This is a genomic window from Rathayibacter sp. AY1E2 (assembly GCF_002932325.1).
GTDB lineage: Bacteria > Actinomycetota > Actinomycetes > Actinomycetales > Microbacteriaceae > Rathayibacter.
In genome coordinates, this window is sequence record NZ_PSVO01000006.1 from 48,212 (window position 1) to 66,035 (window position 17,824).

Consider the following 17,824-nt stretch of genomic DNA (forward strand, 5'->3'; position numbering starts at 1 on the left):
GTGACCATGCGGATGAAGCTACTTCCACTTACGTCGCGGGTCAAGCAAAAGTTCTGAACCGATTCGAAGGCGGTTCGAGTGATCGCCCAGTCGCCCGGAGGGCTTCCTGCTACCGCGTCAGGGCAGGGATCCGCGGGATTACGCGACATCTGACGGCGGCTGTTGAGACATTCCGTCCGTGATAGAGCGCTCTCCGAACCCTATGAACGTGCTCATGTCCGTGCAGCCCGGGCGCGTCGCCCCGGAGGCGGTCTCGCCGAGCGCGGTAGCGCCCGCGCCCCGACCCGTGGCAGGGTCGTACGGCCGACGAAAGGACGACGATGTCGAACGACCGAGCCCTGCGCGTCGCGATGGTGGGGACCGCCTTCATGGGCCGCACCCATTCGCACGCCTGGCGCACCGCCTCCCGCTTCTTCCCCCTCCCCCTCCGCCCCGAGCTCGCCGTGCTCGTGGGGAGCAACCCCGACTCGACCGCGGAGCGCGCCGAGCGGCTGGGCTGGAGCGAGGCCTCCACCGACTGGCGGGCCGTCATCGCCCGCGACGACATCGACCTCGTCGACATCTGCACCCCCGGCGACACCCACGCCGAGATCGCCATCGCGGCCCTCGAGGCCGGCAAGCACGTGCTGTGCGAGAAGCCCCTCGCCAACTCCGTCGAGGAGGCGGAGCGGATGGTCGCCGCGGCCGCCGCTTCCGGGAAGGTGGCGATGTGCGGCTTCAGCTACCGCCGCACCCCGGCCCTCGCCCTCGCCAAGCGCTTCATCGAGGAGGGCCGCCTCGGCGACATCCGCCACGTGCGCGCCCAGTACCTGCAGGACTGGCTGTCCGACTCCGAGGCGCCGCTGACCTGGCGCCTGCAGAAGGAGCGCGCCGGCTCGGGCGCCCTCGGCGACATCGGCGCGCACAGCATCGACACCGCCCAGTGGCTGACCGGCCGCGGCATCACCTCGGTCTCGGCGACGCTGCGCACCTTCACCACCGAGCGCCCCGTGCTCAGCGAGCAGGTCGGCCTCGGCGGCCGTGCCGGTGCCGACGCCCCGCGCGGCGCCGTGACCGTCGACGACGCCGCGGCCTTCACCGCCTCCTTCGAGGGCGGCGCCCTGGGCGTCTTCGAGGCGACCCGCGTCGCGACCGGCCGCCGCAACGCCAACCGGATCGAGGTGAACGGCGAGCTCGGCTCGATCGCGTTCGACTTCGAGCGGATGAACGAGCTCGAGTACTACGACGCCCGCGACCCCGAGGAGGCGCAGGGCTTCCGGCGCATCCAGGTCACCGAGCCGGCGCACCCGTACATGTCCGCCTGGTGGCCGACCGGGCACGGCATCGGCTACGAGCACCTCTTCACGCACCAGGTCGTCGACCTCGTCGAGGCGATCGCCGGCGGCACGGCGGTCACGCCCACGTTCGCCGACGCCCTCGACGTGCAGCGAGTCCTCGACGCGGTGGCCACCAGCGCGGGCGCGTCGTCCGTCTCCACGCCGGTCGCCCGCTGACCCGACCCCTCCCCGCGAGATGCCGCCCCGGTACGCCTCCCCTGCGTGTCGCGTACCCGAGTGGCCTCTCGCGGAGGGGGACGGAGGGCTGGTGCGGGAACGCGTTCGGCGCCGTGCGCCGATCCTGCGCCATAATGCGCCTATGAGCAAGAAGATTGACGCTGCGCATCGCGCACTGGTAGAGGCCCTCGACAAGCACGCCCGCCTCGTCTCGGACAAGGAGTCGAAGCCGCGGAAGGTCGAACGGGCGGGAGCCGAGCTCCGCGCCGCGACGAAGGCGTACGCCGCGCTCGTGTCCGCGCGCACCGGCGCCGCGAGCCCCTTCGCCGACCTGGCCGACCCCCGCCTGGACAAGCCGACCATCGCGTCGCTCCGGGCCGAGCGCGACGCGATCGCGAAGCGGATCGCCAAGCACGAGGCGTCGGCGGGCGAGGACGGCGCGCTCGCGAGCTGAGCGCCCGGCGCGGCGCGGTCAGGCGCTGAGCAGCAGCCCCAGCGCTCTCGAGAGCTCGTGCGCGCGGCACGGCGAGATCCCGCACTGAGCGGCCGCCACGGCGCGCTCAGGCGGTGAGCGCGCGCCTCCGCTGCCTCCGAGTCGCCGTGTTACGCGCGGGTTCCGCGCGGGTCCGGCCGCCTTCGTAAGGTGATCCCCGGGATCCGCGCAGTCGCGGCGCCGAGCGACCGGAGGCCGGTCGCAGCGCCGGCGGTGACCAGCACCGCCCGGTCGGCGCCGAGTGCCCGGATCCTCTCCACGGAAGGATCCCCACAGCCATGACCCTGCGCACCCGACTCCTCGCGACCTCCGCGATCGCCGCCTCCGCCGCCCTCCTCCTCGCCGGCTGCTCCGGCGCGGGCGGCGGCGACGACACCGTCCGCATCGGCGTGGTCGGCGCGAGCGACCCCTACTGGGCCACCTACGAGAAGGCCGCCGCCGACGCCGGGATCGACGTCGAGATCGTCGACTTCAGCGACTACAACCAGCCCAACCCGGCGCTCACCGAGGGCGAGATCGACCTCAACCAGTTCCAGCACATCGCCTACCTGGCGCAGTACAACACCTCGGCCGACGCCGACCTCGCGCCGATCGGCGCGACCGCGATCTACCCGCTCGGCCTCTACTCCTCGCAGTACGACGACGTCGCGGACATCCCCGCCGGCTCCACCGTCGCGATCCCCAACGACGAGACCAATCAGGCGCGCGCGCTGCTGGTGCTGCAGTCGGCCGGGCTCGTCGAGCTGAAGGACGGCGGCGGAGTGCTCTCGAACGTCGACGACGTCGAGTCCTCCTCGAAGGTGGAGGTCACCGCGCTGGAGGCCTCCCTCACCCCGACGTCGCTCCCGGACGTGGCCGCCGCGATCATCAACAACGACTTCATCGAGAACGCGGGCCTGAAGGCCTCGGACGCGATCGCCCAGGACGACCCGAGCGACCCCGCCTCCCTGCTCTACACGAACATCTTCGCCGCCCGGGCCGACGACGCCGGGAACGAGACCTACACGAAGCTCGTCTCGATCTACCAGGACAGCCAGGACGTGCTCGACGGCGTCTCGGAGCAGTCCGGCGGCACCGCGGTCTTCCTGAAGACGCCCGCCTCCGAGCTGGAGACCTCGCTCGAGTCCGCCGAGACCGACATCTCCGCCGCCTCCTGACTCCGGCACCCGCGGCACCGCGCCGGTCGGGTCCTCCGCTCGCGGAGCTCCCCACCGGCGCGGTCCCGCGCCTCCCCCGCAACAGAAAGGGCGCCCCGTGCCGCTCATCCGCATGACCGACGTGCGCAAGGTGTACCCCGGCGCAGGGCGCGGCGCCGCCCCGACCGCGGCCGTCGACGGCGTGAGCCTCGAGATCGAGGCGGGCGACGTCTACGGCGTGATCGGCTACTCCGGCGCCGGCAAGAGCACGCTCGCGCGCCTCGTCAACGCCCTCGAGCCCGCGACCAGCGGCAGCATCGAGATCGACGGCCGCGAGACCGTGGGCCTGCCCGAGCGCGAGCTGCGCCGGCTGCGCCTGGGGATCGGGATGATCTTCCAGCAGTTCAACCTGTTCGGCTCGAAGACCGTGGGGCAGAACGTCGCCTACCCGCTGCAGGTCGCGGGCGTCCCGCGCGCGGAGCAGCGCGCCCGCGTCGACGAGATGCTCCGCTTCGTCGGCCTGAGCGACAAGGCGCGCAGCCACCCGGAGCAGCTCTCGGGCGGGCAGAAGCAGCGCGTCGGCATCGCCCGCGCCCTCGCCGCCTCCCCGCGCATCCTGCTGGCCGACGAGGCCACCAGCGCGCTCGACCCGGACACCACCGGCGAGGTGCTCGCCCTCCTCCGCCGCATCAACGAGGAGCTGGGCGTCACCATCGTCGTGATCACCCACGAGATGGACGTGGTCCAGCAGCTCGCGACGAAGGTCGCGGTGATGGAGTCGGGCCGCATCGTGGAGCGCGGGCCCGTCTTCGACGTGTTCTCGGCCCCGCGCGAGCCGGTCACCCGCCGCTTCGTCTCCACGGTCGTCCGCTCGGTGCCCTCGCCCGCGGAGGCGGCTGTGCTGCGTACGCGCCACCGCGGTCGGCTGGTCACGCTCTCGTTCTCGGACGACTCCGCCTCCCAGGGCGACGTCTTCGCCGAGGTCGCGGCCGCCGGTGTGCCGCTCGAGCTCGTCTACGGCGGCATCACCGACGTCCGCGGGCGGGCCTTCGGCCACCTCACGGTCGCTCTCGACGCGCCGGACGGCGTCGTCGACCCCCTCCTCGCCCGCCTCGGCGGACGCGTCGCCCTCACGGAGGTGCCCCGATGAACGAGCTGATCCCGCTCCTGCCCAAGCTCGTCCAGGCGACCGGCGAGACGCTCTACATCGTCGCGCTGAGCCTCCTCTTCGGCGGGCTCGGCGGACTTCTGATCGGACTGGGCCTCGCGCTCACCCGCGGCGGCGCCCTCTACGCGAACCGGGTGGTCCACGGACTGCTCAACGTGATCGTGAACGTGTTCCGGCCGATCCCGTTCATCATCTTCATCGCCGCGGCCCAGCCGCTGGCCCGGCTGGTGGTCGGCTCCGGCATCGGCACGGACGCGATCGTCTTCACCCTCTCGCTCGGCGCCGCCTTCGGCATCGGGCGGATCGTGGAGCAGAACCTGCTGACCGTGCAGCCCGGCGTGATCGAGGCGGCGCGGTCGGTCGGAGCGAGCCGGTTCCGGATCGTCCGCACGGTGCTGCTGCCGGAGGCGCTCGGTCCGCTGATCCTCGGCTACACGTTCGTGTTCGTCGCCGTGATCGACATGTCGGCGGTCGCCGGCTACATCGGCGCCGGCGGGCTCGGCAACTTCGCGATCCAGTACGGCTACCGGCAGTTCGAGCCGGTCGTCACCTGGGCCGCGGTGCTCGTGATCATCGTGATCGTGCAGCTGGTGCAGCTGCTCGGCAACGTGCTGGCCCGGCGCGTCCTGCGCCGCTGAGGCCGCCCCCCGCACGAACGCGAGACGCCACTCCGGTACGCGACACGCAAGAGTCGCTGTACCGGAGTGGCGTCTCGTGGAGGCCCGTCCGCCGGGGCGGGAGGCGTCAGTAGCGCGGCTTGCGCTCCGGGCGCTCGCTCGAGCGGCTCGGGCCGCTGGGGCGTGCGCCGCGGTCGGCGCCGGCGCGGCTCGGACGGCGGTCCGGCTTCAGCTCGATCAGCTGCCCGCTGATGCGGGTGTCGGCGAGGCGGTCGAGCACGTCCTGGGGCAGGTCGGCCGGCAGCTCCACGATCGAGAAGTCCGGGCGGATGTCGATGTGCCCGAAGTCGCCGCGGTTGAGGCCGCCCTCGTTAGCGAGCGCGCCCACGATCTGGCGGGGCTCGACGCGCTGGCGGCGGCCGACCTCGATCCGGTACGAGGCGAGGTTGCTGTTCGCCGGGCGCTGACGGCGCTCGGGACGCTCGCCCCGGTCGCCGCCGCGGTCGAAGCGGTCGCCGCGCTCGGGGCGGTCGCCGCGGTCGGGCCGGGAGTCGCGGTCCTCGCGCTCGCGACGGGCGAAGCGGGGGTCGTCGGGCGAGAGCAGCAGCGGCTCCTCGCCCTGCGCGACGATGGCCAGCGCGGCGGCGACGTCCGACTCGACCACGTCGTGGTGCTCGACGTAGTGGCCGATGATGTCGCGGAAGCGCTGCAGGCGCTCGGTGTCGGCGAGCGCCGCGGTGATCGCGTCGTCGAAGCGCGAGAGGCGGGTGACGTTGACGTCCTCGACGCTCGGCATCCGCATCTCGGTCAGCGGCTGGCGGGTGGCCTTCTCGATGGCGGCGAGGAGGCGGCGCTCGCGCGGCGTGACGAAGCTGATCGCCGCTCCGCTGCGCCCCGCGCGACCGGTGCGGCCGATGCGGTGGACGTACGACTCGGTGTCGATCGGGATGTCGTAGTTGACGACGTGGCTGATGCGCTCGACGTCGAGGCCGCGGGCGGCGACGTCGGTCGCGACGAGGATGTCGAGCTTGCCGGACTTCAGCTGCTCGACGGTGCGCTCGCGCTGGGCCTGGGCCACGTCTCCGCTGATCGCCGCCGCGGTGTAGCCGCGGGCGCGCAGCTTCTCGGCCAGCGTCTCCGTCTCGCTCTTCGTGCGGACGAACACGATCATGCCCTCGAAGTTCTCGACCTCGAGGATGCGGGTGAGGGCGTCGACCTTCTGCGGGTACGACACCATCAGGTAGCGCTGGGTGGTGTTGACGGAGGTCGTGGTCTTGTTCTTGACCGTGATCTCCTCCGGCTCCTTCAGGTACTTGCCGGAGATGCGGCGGATCTGCGCGGGCATCGTCGCCGAGAACAGCGCGATCTGCTTTTCGACGGGGGTGTCGGCGAGGATCGTCTCGACGTCCTCCGCGAAGCCCATCTTGAGCATCTCGTCGGCCTCGTCGAGAACCAGGAACTTCAGCTGCGAGAGGTCGAGGGTGCCCTTCTCGAGGTGGTCCATGATGCGGCCGGGCGTGCCGACGACGACGTGGACGCCGCGGCGGAGCGCGGAGAGCTGGGTGCCGTAGCCCTGGCCGCCGTAGACGGGGAGGACGTGGACGCCGCGGAGGCCGGACGCGTAGCGCTCGAACGCCTCGCACACCTGCAGCGCGAGCTCGCGGGTCGGGGCCAGCACGAGGGCCTGCGGCGTCTTCTGCGAGACGTCGAGGCGCGAGAGGATCGGCAGCGCGAACGCCGCGGTCTTGCCGGTGCCGGTCTGGGCGACGCCGAGGACGTCGCGGCCGGAGAGGAGGGACGGGATCGTCGCGGCCTGGATGGCCGAGGGCGTCTCGTAGCCGACCTCCTTGAGGGCCTTGAGGACCGGGTCGGAGAGACCGAGGTCGGAGAAGGTGAGCGTGGGGGCGCTCTCGGAAGCGGTGTCGGCTTCGGGGGCGGAATCGGGGGTATCGGTGGACGCCATGGTGCAACGGTAGTGCTCCGGCGGCACCGCCGTCCGAGGGAACCCCGAACGCTCGGGCGATCCCGACCCTCCGGAGGCGCCTCGAGCGCCCGTCACGGGGTGAAGTCGAGCAGCACCTTGCTCGAGCGCGAGGCGTCGCGGGCGAGCTCGAAGGCCTCGAGGGCGCGCTCCAGCGGCAGCACCTGCGTGACCACCGGCGCCACCGCGAGGCTCCCGTCGGCGAGCGCCGCCAGCACCTCGTCGATCTCGTCGACGAAGCGGAAGGAGCCGATCAGGCGCAGCTCCCGGGTGATCGCGAGCGAGATCAGGGCCGGCTGCTCGCCCGAGGGGAGGAGTCCCACCATCACGACGGTGCCGCCGCGGGCGGCGCCCCGGACGGCCGAGGCGAGGCCGCGCGGGCTGCCCGAGGACTCGAAGACGACGTCGGCCGCGACCTCGGCGATCGCGTCGGCGTCGGTCGCGCGGATCGTCCGGGTCGCGCCGACCGCGCGGGCGATCGCCAGGGGCTCCTCGGCCAGGTCGACGGCGACGATCTCGGCCGCCCCCGCCCGCTTCAGCACGGCGACGATCAGCGCTCCGATCGGGCCGCTGCCGATCACCAGCGCGCGCCGTCCCGCCACCTCCCCCGCGCGCGAGACCGCGTGCCAGGCGACGCTCGCCGGCTCCGCGAGCGCCGCCTCCCGGAGCCCGAGACCGGCGGGAAGCTCCCGGAGCATGCGCGCCGGCAGCACCGCGTGGCGGGCGAACGCGCCCTGGGTGTGCGGCATCCGCGCGGCGCTGCCCAGGTAGGTGCCCTCGGTCGCGAGGTTCGGCCGCCCGTCGGGCCACTCGCCGCGAGCGGTCGCGGGGTGCACGGCGACGGCCGCGCCGACAGGGGGTCCGGAGCCGTCCGCCGCTGCCTCGACGACCGTGCCGACCACCTCGTGGCCGAGCGTCAGCGGCTCGCGGAGGATCGACTCGCCCGCGGCGCCGTGCGTCCAGTAGTGCAGATCGGAGCCGCAGATCCCGCCGTACGCGACGGCGACGAGGGCCTCGCCGGGGCCGCGCGGCGCGAGCGGCGCCTCCTCGACGCGGAGGTCGCCGGCGGCGTGGACGACGACGCGGGTGGTGGAGTCGGGGACGAGCGCGGTCATGCGGGTTCCGTTCGGTGGGTCGAGGGGTGGCTCAGACGACGACGGTCATGCCGCCGTCGATGAAGACGACCTGCCCGTTGACGTAGTCCGAGCCGTCGGAGGCGAGCCAGACGGCGGGGCCGATCAGGTCCTCGACGCGGCCCCAGCGCGCGGCGGGCGTGCGCCCGAGGATCCAGCTGTTGAACGCCTCGTCGTCGACGAGGCCCTGCGTCATCTCGGTGTGGATGTACCCCGGAGCGATCGCGTTGACCTGGATGCCGTGCTGCGCCCACTCCGCCGTCATCGCGCGGGTGAGGTTGCGGATCCCGCCCTTCGAGGCGGTGTAGGGCGCGATCGTCGGCCGCGCGAGATCGGCCTGCACCGAGGCGACGTTGACGATCTTCCCGGCGCCGCGCGGGATCATCCGCTTCGCCGCCGCCCGGCCGACCACGAAGGCGCTGGTGAGGTTCGTGCGCAGCACCCGCTCCCAATCGGCGACCTCGAGCTCGAGCAGGGGCACGCGGTGCTGGACGCCGGCGTTGTTGACCAGGATGCGCAGCGGGCCCACCGCCTCCTCGATCCAGGCGACGCCCGCCTCGGCGGCCGCGTCGTCGGTGACGTCGAAGGCGCGGGCGTGGATCCGCGGGCGGTCGTCCGTGCCGGGGAACCGCTCCGCGAGCTCGGCGCGGGCGGCCTCGAGGCGCTCGGGGTCGAGGCCGTTCAGGACGACGGTGGCGCCCGCCTCGGCGAGGCCGGTGGCGACGGCGCGGCCGATGCCGCGGCTGGATCCGGTGACGAGCGCCACGCGGTCGGTCAGGTCGAAGAGCACGGTTCCTCCAGAGGGTCGGAGCGGATGTCAGGGCTGCGGAGGCGCCGCGCGCGGAGGGCCCGCGACGGTGCGGCTCGCGAGCGCGCCGATCCCGTCGAGGGCGATCAGGACCTCCTGGCCGGGCCCGACCTCGACGGCCGTGCCGGGCGAGCCGGTGAGGACGACGTCACCCGGGTGGAGCGTGAGGTGGGAGGTGAGGTGCACCAGGATCTCGGCGGCGCGCCAGCCGAGGCGGTCGGTCGAGGAGACGGCCCGCACCTCCCCGTCGACGCTCACCGTGATGCCGACCGCGTCGACGTCGACTCCGGTCTCGATCCACGGTCCGAGCGGCGTCCAGCCGTCGCCGTTCTTGCCCTGGAGGAAGAGGCCGTCGGCGGCGATCATCCCGGGAGCGGTGACGTCGTTCGCGACCGTCGCTCCGAGCACGTGCGCGAGCGCGTCCTCTGGCGTGAGGTGCCGCGCGGTGCGGCCGATGACCAGGGCGAGCTCGCCCTCGACGACCACCGGGCCGATGCCCTCGTCGAGGACGATCGGATCGCCGGGCCCGGCCAGCGTGTGCGCGGTCTTGTGGAAGGCCTGCGGCGGCAGCAGCCGGTCGGCCGCGGAGCCGTTGTGCGCCATGCCGAGGATGACGCGGGGCTCCACCGGGGCCAGCAGCTGCGCGCCCTCGACGGGCCAGCGGCGGCCCGTCTCGATCGGCTCCGCGGCGAAGGCGTCCTCGATCTCGCGCCACTCCCCCGCGACCTGGAGGACGACGGCCGGTCCGTCCTCGGCCCGGATCCGCGCGAGGCGCATCAGCGGACGCCCCTCGGCTCGACGCCGGTGCTGCTGCTCGTTCTGCTGGTCGCCACGGTGCCTCGCTCACTCCGGCCCGCAGAGGCGGGATGGGCCGAGCGTAACAGCCCAGTGAACGGCATTCAACAGAATGGACGACGAGGCGTCAGGTGGGCGCTCCGGCGACGAGGGGCGGGCGGCCGAGCGCCGCGGCGGCCTCGCGGAGGGCCGCGACGACCTCCTCCTGATCGTCGCCGACCGGCCGGACCAGCGAGACGCCGACCGCGACCGAGAGATCGGAGCGGGTGGCGGCCGGGACCGCGACGGCGACGCCCAGGACGCTGGGGTGCAGCTCGCCGTCGTCGATCGCGTAGCCGCGCACGCGCGCCGCGGCGACCTTGCGGAGCAGCTCGCGGGTCGAGGACGTGGACCGGTCGGTGAAGGCGACGATGTCGCGGTCGTCGGCGAAGCGCTCGGCGATCTCGCTGTCGTCGAGCTCGGCCAGGAGCGCCGTTCCGACGGCCGTGGCGGAGGCGGGGTACCGGTCGCCGACGCTCGCGGAGAGCGCGAACCGCTCCCGCCCCTCGTGCACCGCCAGGTAGAGGACCCGCGTGCCGTCGAGCAGCGCGATCTGCACCAGCTGACGCGAGAGCACCGGCGACTCCTCGCAGAGCCGGTAGAACTCGCGCACCGGGTCGAAGCCGGCGAGGTAGTGGCTGCCGAGCTCGACGGTGCGCCGGCCGAGGAGGAAGCCGGAGCCGACGCGGCGGATGAGCCGGCCCTCCTCGAGCGCGGCGCAGAGGTTCGAGGTCGACGACTTGGCGATCCCGAGCTCGCGGGCGATGTCCGTCAGCGTGCGCGGGCCGCCCGCGTCGGCGAGGAGGTCGAGGATGCGCATGGCGCGCGACACGGCCGGGGCGCCCGAGCCCCTGTCGGAGTCGACCGTCGTCGGGGGCGCATCGGGGCGGGCCATGGCGTCCTCTTCCGGGGGCAGGATCAGTAGAACTCCACCGTATCGACTCGGTTGATCAGGGGCTCCCCGTCGAGGAAGCGGGTGGCGTTGCGCGCGAAGAGCTTGGCGATCAGGCGGTCCTCCGCGACGTTCAGCGCCGCGGTGTGGGGGCTGATCAGGACGCTCGGGTGGCTCCAGAGCGGGCTGCTCTGCTCGAGCGGCTCCTCCGCCACCACGTCGAGCGCGGCGAAGCCGACGCGGCCGTCGTCGAGCGCGGCGAGCAGCGCCTCCTCGTCGACGACCGTCCCGCGCCCGACGCTGACGAACGAGGCGCCGGGGCGCAGCGCGGCGAAGAACTCGGAGCCGACCAGCTTCTCGGTGGCGGCGGTGCCGGGGAGCGTGACGACGACCCCGTCGATCCGGCCCGCCACCTCCGCGATCGCGTCGGGGGCGACGATCTCGTCGACGTGCTCCGCCGCGGTCTCGTGGCGGCTCGTGCCGATCACGCGGGCGCCGAGCTGCTGGAGCTTGCGGGCCGTCGCGCGCCCGATCGTGCCGAGGCCCACGATCAGGACCGTCTGCTCCGAGATCAGCCCCATCGTCCACCGGCCGCCCCAGACGCGCTCGCGCTGAAGGGACTGGAGGCGCGGGAGGGACTTGGCACCGGCCAGGAGTCCGAAGACCCCGAACTCGGCGAGCGGCTCGGAGTGGACTCCCGCCGAGGTCGAGAACGCGATGCGCTCGAGCTGCGCGTCGTCGAGCCCCGCGGCCCGCACCTGCGCGCCTCCGCCCGCGGGCATCGTCTGCACCCAGCGGAGGCGCGGATTCGCGGCCGCCGTGCGCGCGAGGGCGGCGGGGGTCTCGTCCGGCACGCCGTAGAGCACGTCGGCGGAGTCGACCAGCTCGTCGAAGGCGCGCTGCTGCTCCGGAGCGCGCCGGAAGGAGGGGTCTCCGCCGTGGTCGCCGGGGTGGCGCATCGGAGGGAGGAGGCTCTGGTCGGCGACGACGTCGAGGCGCGGCTCGAGCTCGACGACGCGGGCGATCAGCTCGGGGCTGAGCGGCGAGGCGATGACGACGCGGAGGCGATCGGTCACGGGTGTCCCTTCGCGGGACGGTGCGGGAGGCTCTCCCCCGGATCGGCCCGCGCCCACCCTACTTCACTCCTGTGAACCGTGTTCGATATGCTGGGCGCATGCCGGACACCACGACCGCCGCCCTCCCGCCCGCGCGCACCGGCTTCGTCGGGCTCGGGAGCATGGGCGCCCCGATGGCCCGGCGCCTCGTCGCCGTCGGCATCCCGCTCGGGATCACCGCGCGCATCGGCTCCGCCGACCGCGCCCGCCGCGCCGTCCCCGAGGCGCAGTGGCACGACTCCGCCCGCTCGCTCGCCGCCGCATCGGACGTGCTGATCGTGATGGTGCCGGACCTGCCGCAGCTCGAGGAGGTGCTCGAGGGAGAAGAGGGAGTGCTCGCCGCGGGGTCGGACCTCGTGCTCGTCGTCTGCTCCAGCGTGTCCGCCTCCGGCCTGCGCGAGCTGGCGGGGCGCCACCCGCGGCTCCGCCTCGTCGACGCCCCCGTCAGCGGCGGCACCGAGGGTGCCGAGGCGGGGACCCTCTCGATCATGGTCGGCGGGGCGGAGGAGGACGTCGCCCGGGTGCTGCCCGTGCTGTCCGCCTGCGGAACCGCCGTCCGCCTCGGGCCGCTCGGTGCCGGCGAGGTGGCGAAGGCCTGCAACCAGCTCGTCGTCGCCGCGACCATGACCGCGATCGCGGAGGCCGCCGTCATCGCCGAGCGCTCCGGCCTCGACCTCGACACGCTGCTCGCCCTGCTGGAGGGCGGCTACGCGGGCAGCCGCGTCCTCGAGACCAAGCGCGCCGCCCTGGTCGCCCGCGACTACACGCCGACCGGCGTCGCCTCCTTCATGGACAAGGACCTGCGGGCCGCGGCCGACGAGGCGGAGGCGACGGGCACCTCCGCTCCGCTGCTCGGCACGCTCCGCACCGTGTTCCGCGACCTGGTCGACGCCGGCCTCGGCGACGAGGACCTCGCGGTGGTGCACCGCTTCGTCGCCGAGCGCTGAGGCGGGGAGCGTTCGCGCGGAGGCCGGGCGGCGACGTCCCGCTGCGCGCCGGGACGCCGGCGAGGGGCGGTGTCTCGGCACTGACGGGCAGCGGGAAGCCGGCGCCTCACCGCTGCCGGGCGCGTGAGCACGGCAGCTCGGCGGAGAGGCGCCGCGCGAGAGCAGCCTCCGCGCGTCGGCGCAAGGGCCCCCGCTCCGGGCGTCCCCGACCTAGCGTCGGAGGATCGGCATCATCGAGCGAAGGAGCACGACATGGCATCAGGAGTCGCAACGGTCTGGGTCCCCGTCACGGACATGGAGCGGGCGGTCGCGTTCTACCGCGACACGCTCGGCCTCGAGGTCAAGGACACCTCGGACGACTGGTCGGAGCTGGACGCCGGCGGGCTGATGATCGGCCTGAACGCCCGCGAGTCGGCCACGGTCGCGGAGCAGGGCGGGGCGGTCATCTCGTTCCAGCCCGAGGGCTCGATCGAGGACGAGCTGGAGCGCCTCACGGCGCGGGGCGCGTCGATCGAGGGCGAGATCAGCGACCACGAGTGGGGCCGCATCCTCCCCTTCAAGGACTCGGAGGGCAACGACCTCCAGTTCTACTCGCCGCCGCAGAGCTGAACGGAGGGCCGCCGTCGAGGCGGCCGCGACGAGCGGCGGTCGGGCCGGAGCCGGAGGGCTGCGGTCCGCCCGCCGCTGTGCGTCGCGCGGCCCGTCGGTCCTCGCGCAGGTGCGTCGCCCGGCCGGTCCGATCCTCGGATCGCCTCTCCGCCGCACGTGAGGCCCTCCTCCCGGCTCGCCTCCGCACGTGAGGTCCTAGGATCAGCTGTCCGCCGCATCTGCGGACTCCAGATCCGGAGGTCCCCGTGCGTCGTCGACTGCTCCCCCTCGTCCCGGCCGCTGCCGCGCTCCTCCTGCTCGCGGGCTGCTCCGCTCCGTCGACCCCCGCCGGCGACGCGGCCCCCGGCGGCGCGACGTCCTCGGTCGGCGGCTCCCTCACGGTCTTCGCCGCCGCCTCGCTGAAGGGCGCGTTCACCGAGCTCGTCACGGGGTTCGAGGCCGCCGAGCCCGGAGCCGAGGTCGAGCTCTCCTTCGCCGGCTCCTCCGACCTCGCGACGCAGATCGTCAACGGCGCCCCGGCCGACGTCTTCGCCTCCGCCGATGCGCGCACGATGTCCACCGTCGCCGAGGCCGGGCTCGTCGACGGTGACCCGGTCGACATCGCCACGAACACGCTCGAGATCGCCGTGCCCCCCGGCAACCCGGCGCAGGTCGTCTCGCTCGCCGACCTCGCCCGGCCCGGGACCGCCACCGTCGTCTGCGCGCCGCAGGTGCCGTGCGGAGCAGCGGCCGTCGCGGTCGAGCAGGCCGCCGGGGTCGACATCTCCCCCGTGAGCGAGGAGTCGTCGGTCACCGACGTGCTCGGCAAGGTGTCCTCGGGCGAAGCGGACGCCGGGCTCGTCTACGCGACAGACGTCCGCGGGGCCGCGGGCTCGGTCACCGGCATTCCCTTCGATGAGGCCTCGGAGGCGGTGAACACGTACCCGATCGCGGCGCTGACCGGAGCGGGCGACCCGGCCACGGCGGCGGCCTTCGTCGCGTACGTCGCCTCCGACGCCGGGCGCGCGGTGCTCGCGGCGGCCGGGTTCGGAGCGCCGTGAGAGGCGTCGCGGCGTCGGAGGAGGCCTGCAGGGCGGTCGGCAGGTCGGTCATAGGAGGGTCGTAGGACGGTCATCGGAGGCGCAGAGCCCCGGCCGCAAGGGTTGCTCGCGACGGACACCACGATCGACGAGGAGCACGACCATGACCCGCATCCCGGAGCCCCGCAGCACGCCCGACGGACCGGCCTACGAGGGCCGTCGGCTCGACCGCCCCGAGGAGGAGGTGGTCGACCAGGGCCTCCCGTTCGACGTGGGGACCCTCTTCTCGCGGCGCGGCGTGCTGACGCTGGTCGGCGCGGGGGCGGCGACCCTCGGGCTCGCGGCGTGCTCCACAGGAGGATCGGGATCCGCCTCCTCCGCCGCCGCGACCGCCACCGCGACTCCCACCGCGACCGCCACGGCCGGGACCGCCACCGCGGTCGCCGGCGAGATCCCCGACGAGACGGCCGGCCCCTACCCGGGCGACGGCTCGAACGGGGTCGACGTCCTCGAGCGCTCCGGGATCGTCCGCAGCGACCTGCGCACCAGCATCGGCGGCGGCGCGACGGCCGACGGGGTCCCCCTGGCGCTCACTCTGACGATCCTCGACGCGGCGAGCGGGGGCGTGCCGTTCGCCGGAGCCGCCGTGTACGTCTGGCACTGCGACGCGAACGGGGACTACTCGATGTACTCCCGCGGCGTCGAGGACGAGACGTACCTCCGCGGCGTGCAGGTCGCCGACGCGTCGGGCGTCGTCTCCTTCGCCTCGATCGTCCCGGCCTGCTACTCCGGCCGCTGGCCGCACATCCACTTCGAGGTGTACCCGGGAGCGGACTCGATCACCGACGCGTCGAACGCGATCGCGACCTCGCAGGTCGCCCTGCAGGAGGAGGCGTGCACCGCGGTCTACGCCCTCGAGTCGTATGCGGGCTCGGCCGCGAACCTCGCCCGGGTCGGCCTGGAATCCGACTCCGTCTTCGGCGACGACGGCGGAGCCCTGCAGCTCGCGACGATGTCCGGCAGCCCGTCGTCCGGCTACTCCGTGGCACTCACGGCGAGCGTCGACACCCGCACCGCGCCGACCGCGGGCGCCGCGCCCCGCAGCCGCTGACCCCCCGTCCCTCTCCGCGAGATGCCACTTGGGTACGCGACACGCCGTGCGAGGCGTACCGAACTGGCATCTCGCGGAGAGGGGACGGGCGGGGCGCGGGCGTGCGCGAGGGCGAGATGCCACTTGGGTACGCGACACGCCGCGCGAGGCGTACCGAACTGGCATCTCGCGGGGAGGGGATGGGCGGGGAGCGGCGCAGGCGCGGACGTAGGATCGACTCCATGCCGCAGATACGGATCAGGGACGCCGCCGCCGCGCTCGGCGTGAGCGACGACACGCTGCGGCGCTGGATCGAGAACGGGACGCTCGAGAGCGCGAAGGACGCGTCCGGGAGACGCGTCGTCGACGGCCTCGAGGTCGCCCGGCTCGCCCGCGCGAACGCCGTGCTGCCGGAGGATCCGTCCCCGGTCGCGCGCTCGGCCCGCAACCGCTTCGTCGGGATCGTCACCGGCATCGTGATGGACACCGTGATGGCGCAGGTCGAGCTGCAGTGCGGTCCGCACCGCGTGGTCTCGCTGATGAGCAGCGAGGCGGTCCGCGAGCTCGGGCTCGAGCCCGGGTCGCCCGCGGTGGCGGTGGTCAAGGCGACCACGGTCATCGTCGAGACGCCGCTCGCCCGCGGCTGATGCGCACCGGGTCCGGCCTGCCGCGCTGGGTCGTGGCCGTCGCCGCGCTCGGCGCCCTGCTGGTGCTGCTCCCGCTCGCCGCGATCCTCGCCCGCGTCGACTGGCCGCAGTTCCTGCCGCTGATCACCTCCGACTCCTCCGTCGCCGCGCTCCTGCTGAGCCTGCGCACCTCCGCCGTCGCGACCCTGCTGTGCCTGCTGCTCGGCACCCCGATGGCCCTCGTGCTCGCCCGCACGGCCTTCCCCGGCCAGCGCCTGCTCCGCTCGCTGGTGCTGCTGCCGCTGGTGCTCCCGCCGGTGGTCGGCGGGCTGGCGCTGCTCTTCACCTTCGGGCGGATGGGCCTCCTCGGCGGCGCGCTGGAGGCCCTCGGCGTCCGCATCGCGTTCTCGACCACCGCCGTCGTGATCGCGCAGACCTTCGTGGCCCTGCCGTTCCTGGTGCTGACGCTCGAGGGCGCGCTGCGCAGCGCCGGCGCGCGGTACGAGTCGGTCGCCGCGACGCTCGGCGCGTCCCCCGGGACGGTGCTCCGGCGGATCACGCTGCCGCTGATCCTGCCGGGCCTCGCCTCGGGCGCGATCCTCTCGTTCGCGCGGGCGCTCGGCGAGTTCGGGGCGACGCTGACCTTCGCCGGCAGCCTCGAGGGCACGACGCGCACCCTCCCGCTCGAGATCTACCTGCAGCGGGAGAGCGATCCGGACGCGGCGGTCGCCCTCGCGCTGGTGCTCGTGGGGGTCGCGGTGCTCGTGATCGGTCTCGCGCACGGCCGCTCCGCCCGGGGGGTGCCGCGGTGAGCCTGCTGCTGGAGGCGCGGCTCGCGGCGCGCGGGATCGACGTGCGGATCGACGTGGCCGAGGGCGAGACGATCGCGCTGCTCGGGCCCAACGGCGCGGGCAAGTCGACCGTGCTCGAGCTGATCGCCGGCCTCGTCCGTGCCGACTCCGGGCGGGCGACCGCCGGCGGCGAGCTGCTCTTCGACGACCGCCGGTGGACTCCTCCGCACCGGCGCCCCGTCGCCCTGCTGGCGCAGGATCCGCTGCTGTTCCCGCACCTCAGCGTGCGCGAGAACGCGGCGTTCGGTCCGCGCAGCGCCGGCGCCGGGCGGGCGCGGTCCCGCGAGCGGGCGGAGCGCGAGCTGGCCGCCGCGGGCGTGGCCGACCTGGCCGACCGGCGCCCGGGGAGCCTCTCCGGCGGCCAGGCGCAGCGGGTCGCCCTCGCCCGGGCCCTCGCGACCGACCCGCGCCTTCTGCTGCTCGACGAGCCGCTGGCCGCGGTCGACGCCCGGACCGCCCCGGTCCTCCGCCGGATGCTCCGCGAGGTGCTCGCCGACCGCTCGGCGATCGTGGTCACCCACGACGTGCTTGACGCCTGGACCCTCGCCGACCGGGTTCTGGTGCTGCACGGCGGCCGGGTGGTCGAGGAGGGGCCGACCGCCCGCGTCCTCACGCGCCCCCGCACCGCGTTCACCGCCGAGCTCGCCGGGCTCGAGCTGCTCGAGGGCGTCCGCACCGGGACGGGTCTGCGCACCCCTGACGGGCACGAGCTGTCCGGAGTCGCGGCCGAGCCGGTAGCGGTCGGCGCCGCCGTGCTCGCCGCGGTCCGCCCCTCCGCCGTCTCCGTCGGAGAGGGAGGCCTCCGCGCCGTGATCACCGATGTGGAGCAGCGGGGAGACGCGGTGCGGGTGCGCAGCGCGCTCCTGACCGCCGACGTCCCGGCGGCCGACGCGGCGCGCCTCGACCTCGCGCCCGGTCGCGAGGCAGGCTTCACCGTCGCTCCGGAGGATCTGCTGGTCTACCCGGCGTGAGGGGCGGGCACGAGGAGACGGCTCGCCATCCGGCATGAATA

The 17,824-nt window shown here is 74.1% G+C and carries 18 protein-coding genes; 12 read left to right on the forward strand and 6 right to left on the reverse strand.

Annotated features, from left to right (window positions below; all coding sequences use genetic code 11):
• Positions 1 to 320 precede the first annotated feature (320 nt).
• From C5C49_RS06860 to C5C49_RS06880, 5 genes are all read left to right on the forward strand, one after another.
• Positions 321 to 1,493, forward strand: a complete 1,173-nt coding sequence (locus C5C49_RS06860; protein ID WP_104233530.1) for a Gfo/Idh/MocA family protein — start codon at positions 321 to 323, stop codon at positions 1,491 to 1,493.
• A gap of 142 nt (positions 1,494 to 1,635) precedes the next feature.
• Entirely contained in the window at positions 1,636 to 1,947 is a 312-nt protein-coding gene (locus C5C49_RS06865; protein WP_104222458.1) for a hypothetical protein, read from the forward strand.
• 317 nt (positions 1,948 to 2,264) lie between these two features.
• A complete protein-coding gene (locus C5C49_RS06870) occupies positions 2,265 to 3,143 on the forward strand; it encodes a MetQ/NlpA family ABC transporter substrate-binding protein (protein ID WP_104345750.1) in 879 nt (292 codons plus the stop codon).
• Between the two features lie 97 nt (positions 3,144 to 3,240).
• Positions 3,241 to 4,272 (forward strand): methionine ABC transporter ATP-binding protein, encoded by a 1,032-nt coding sequence (locus C5C49_RS06875; RefSeq protein ID WP_244230573.1) that lies wholly within the window; start codon positions 3,241 to 3,243, stop codon positions 4,270 to 4,272.
• Positions 4,269 to 4,928 (forward strand): methionine ABC transporter permease, encoded by a 660-nt coding sequence (locus C5C49_RS06880; protein ID WP_104233527.1) that lies wholly within the window; start codon positions 4,269 to 4,271, stop codon positions 4,926 to 4,928. The genes C5C49_RS06875 and C5C49_RS06880 overlap by 4 nt, the downstream gene beginning before the upstream one ends.
• Positions 4,929 to 5,034: 106 nt before the next feature.
• Here C5C49_RS06880 and C5C49_RS06885 read toward each other — a convergent pair whose 3' ends face one another.
• The 6 genes from C5C49_RS06885 to C5C49_RS06910 all read right to left on the reverse strand — a co-directional run bounded on the left by C5C49_RS06885 (position 5,035) and on the right by C5C49_RS06910 (position 11,631).
• A complete protein-coding gene (locus C5C49_RS06885; protein ID WP_104237941.1) occupies positions 5,035 to 6,870 on the reverse strand; it encodes a DEAD/DEAH box helicase in 1,836 nt (611 codons plus the stop codon).
• 92 nt (positions 6,871 to 6,962) lie between these two features.
• Positions 6,963 to 8,003, reverse strand: a complete 1,041-nt coding sequence (locus C5C49_RS06890) for an L-idonate 5-dehydrogenase (RefSeq protein ID WP_104345751.1) — start codon at positions 8,001 to 8,003, stop codon at positions 6,963 to 6,965.
• Positions 8,004 to 8,034: 31 nt separating this feature from the next.
• Entirely contained in the window at positions 8,035 to 8,811 is a 777-nt protein-coding gene (locus tag C5C49_RS06895) for an SDR family oxidoreductase (protein ID WP_104345752.1), read from the reverse strand.
• A 27-nt stretch (positions 8,812 to 8,838) separates the two neighbouring features.
• The gene (locus C5C49_RS06900; protein ID WP_104326135.1) at positions 8,839 to 9,606 is read right to left on the reverse strand and encodes a fumarylacetoacetate hydrolase family protein; all 768 of its coding nucleotides are present in this window, start codon (positions 9,604 to 9,606) and stop codon (positions 8,839 to 8,841) included.
• A gap of 145 nt (positions 9,607 to 9,751) precedes the next feature.
• Positions 9,752 to 10,558 (reverse strand): IclR family transcriptional regulator, encoded by an 807-nt coding sequence (locus C5C49_RS06905; RefSeq protein ID WP_104345753.1) that lies wholly within the window; start codon positions 10,556 to 10,558, stop codon positions 9,752 to 9,754.
• A 23-nt stretch (positions 10,559 to 10,581) separates the two neighbouring features.
• Positions 10,582 to 11,631, reverse strand: coding sequence for a D-2-hydroxyacid dehydrogenase (locus C5C49_RS06910; protein WP_258068408.1), 1,050 nt, complete (start codon positions 11,629 to 11,631; stop codon positions 10,582 to 10,584).
• A 98-nt stretch (positions 11,632 to 11,729) separates the two neighbouring features.
• Between C5C49_RS06910 and C5C49_RS06915 the strand changes: the two genes are divergently transcribed.
• From C5C49_RS06915 to C5C49_RS06945, 7 genes are all read left to right on the forward strand, one after another.
• Entirely contained in the window at positions 11,730 to 12,617 is an 888-nt protein-coding gene (locus C5C49_RS06915; RefSeq protein WP_104345755.1) for an NAD(P)-dependent oxidoreductase, read from the forward strand.
• A gap of 252 nt (positions 12,618 to 12,869) precedes the next feature.
• Entirely contained in the window at positions 12,870 to 13,226 is a 357-nt protein-coding gene (locus C5C49_RS06920; RefSeq protein ID WP_104226592.1) for a VOC family protein, read from the forward strand.
• A 245-nt stretch (positions 13,227 to 13,471) separates the two neighbouring features.
• The gene (gene modA, locus C5C49_RS06925; protein ID WP_104345756.1) at positions 13,472 to 14,266 is read left to right on the forward strand and encodes a molybdate ABC transporter substrate-binding protein; all 795 of its coding nucleotides are present in this window, start codon (positions 13,472 to 13,474) and stop codon (positions 14,264 to 14,266) included.
• A gap of 142 nt (positions 14,267 to 14,408) precedes the next feature.
• Positions 14,409 to 15,356, forward strand: coding sequence for an intradiol ring-cleavage dioxygenase (locus C5C49_RS06930; protein ID WP_104345757.1), 948 nt, complete (start codon positions 14,409 to 14,411; stop codon positions 15,354 to 15,356).
• Positions 15,357 to 15,577: 221 nt separating this feature from the next.
• Entirely contained in the window at positions 15,578 to 15,982 is a 405-nt protein-coding gene (locus C5C49_RS06935) for a molybdopterin-binding protein (RefSeq protein WP_104222447.1), read from the forward strand.
• On the forward strand, positions 15,982 to 16,773 hold the full coding sequence (locus C5C49_RS06940) for an ABC transporter permease (RefSeq protein ID WP_104345758.1): 792 nt from the start codon (positions 15,982 to 15,984) through the stop codon (positions 16,771 to 16,773). Before C5C49_RS06935 ends, C5C49_RS06940 begins: the two co-directional genes overlap by 1 nt.
• Positions 16,770 to 17,783: a sulfate/molybdate ABC transporter ATP-binding protein gene (locus C5C49_RS06945; protein ID WP_104345759.1), complete on the forward strand. Its 1,014-nt coding sequence runs from the start codon at positions 16,770 to 16,772 to the stop codon at positions 17,781 to 17,783. The genes C5C49_RS06940 and C5C49_RS06945 overlap by 4 nt, the downstream gene beginning before the upstream one ends.
• Positions 17,784 to 17,824: the final 41 nt, after the last annotated feature.

Coding starts and splice junctions, on each gene's coding strand:
- C5C49_RS06860 (WP_104233530.1), top strand. CDS start 321: ATGTCGAACGACCGAGCCCTGCGCGTCGCGATGGTGGGGACCGCCTTC.
- C5C49_RS06865 (WP_104222458.1), top strand. CDS start 1,636: ATGAGCAAGAAGATTGACGCTGCGCATCGCGCACTGGTAGAGGCCCTC.
- C5C49_RS06870 (WP_104345750.1), top strand. CDS start 2,265: ATGACCCTGCGCACCCGACTCCTCGCGACCTCCGCGATCGCCGCCTCC.
- C5C49_RS06880 (WP_104233527.1), top strand. CDS start 4,269: ATGAACGAGCTGATCCCGCTCCTGCCCAAGCTCGTCCAGGCGACCGGC.
- C5C49_RS06885 (WP_104237941.1), bottom strand. CDS start 6,870: ATGGCGTCCACCGATACCCCCGATTCCGCCCCCGAAGCCGACACCGCT.
- C5C49_RS06890 (WP_104345751.1), bottom strand. CDS start 8,003: ATGACCGCGCTCGTCCCCGACTCCACCACCCGCGTCGTCGTCCACGCC.
- C5C49_RS06900 (WP_104326135.1), bottom strand. CDS start 9,606: ATGCGCCTCGCGCGGATCCGGGCCGAGGACGGACCGGCCGTCGTCCTC.
- C5C49_RS06905 (WP_104345753.1), bottom strand. CDS start 10,558: ATGGCCCGCCCCGATGCGCCCCCGACGACGGTCGACTCCGACAGGGGC.
- C5C49_RS06915 (WP_104345755.1), top strand. CDS start 11,730: ATGCCGGACACCACGACCGCCGCCCTCCCGCCCGCGCGCACCGGCTTC.
- C5C49_RS06920 (WP_104226592.1), top strand. CDS start 12,870: ATGGCATCAGGAGTCGCAACGGTCTGGGTCCCCGTCACGGACATGGAG.
- C5C49_RS06930 (WP_104345757.1), top strand. CDS start 14,409: ATGACCCGCATCCCGGAGCCCCGCAGCACGCCCGACGGACCGGCCTAC.
- C5C49_RS06935 (WP_104222447.1), top strand. CDS start 15,578: ATGCCGCAGATACGGATCAGGGACGCCGCCGCCGCGCTCGGCGTGAGC.
- C5C49_RS06940 (WP_104345758.1), top strand. CDS start 15,982: ATGCGCACCGGGTCCGGCCTGCCGCGCTGGGTCGTGGCCGTCGCCGCG.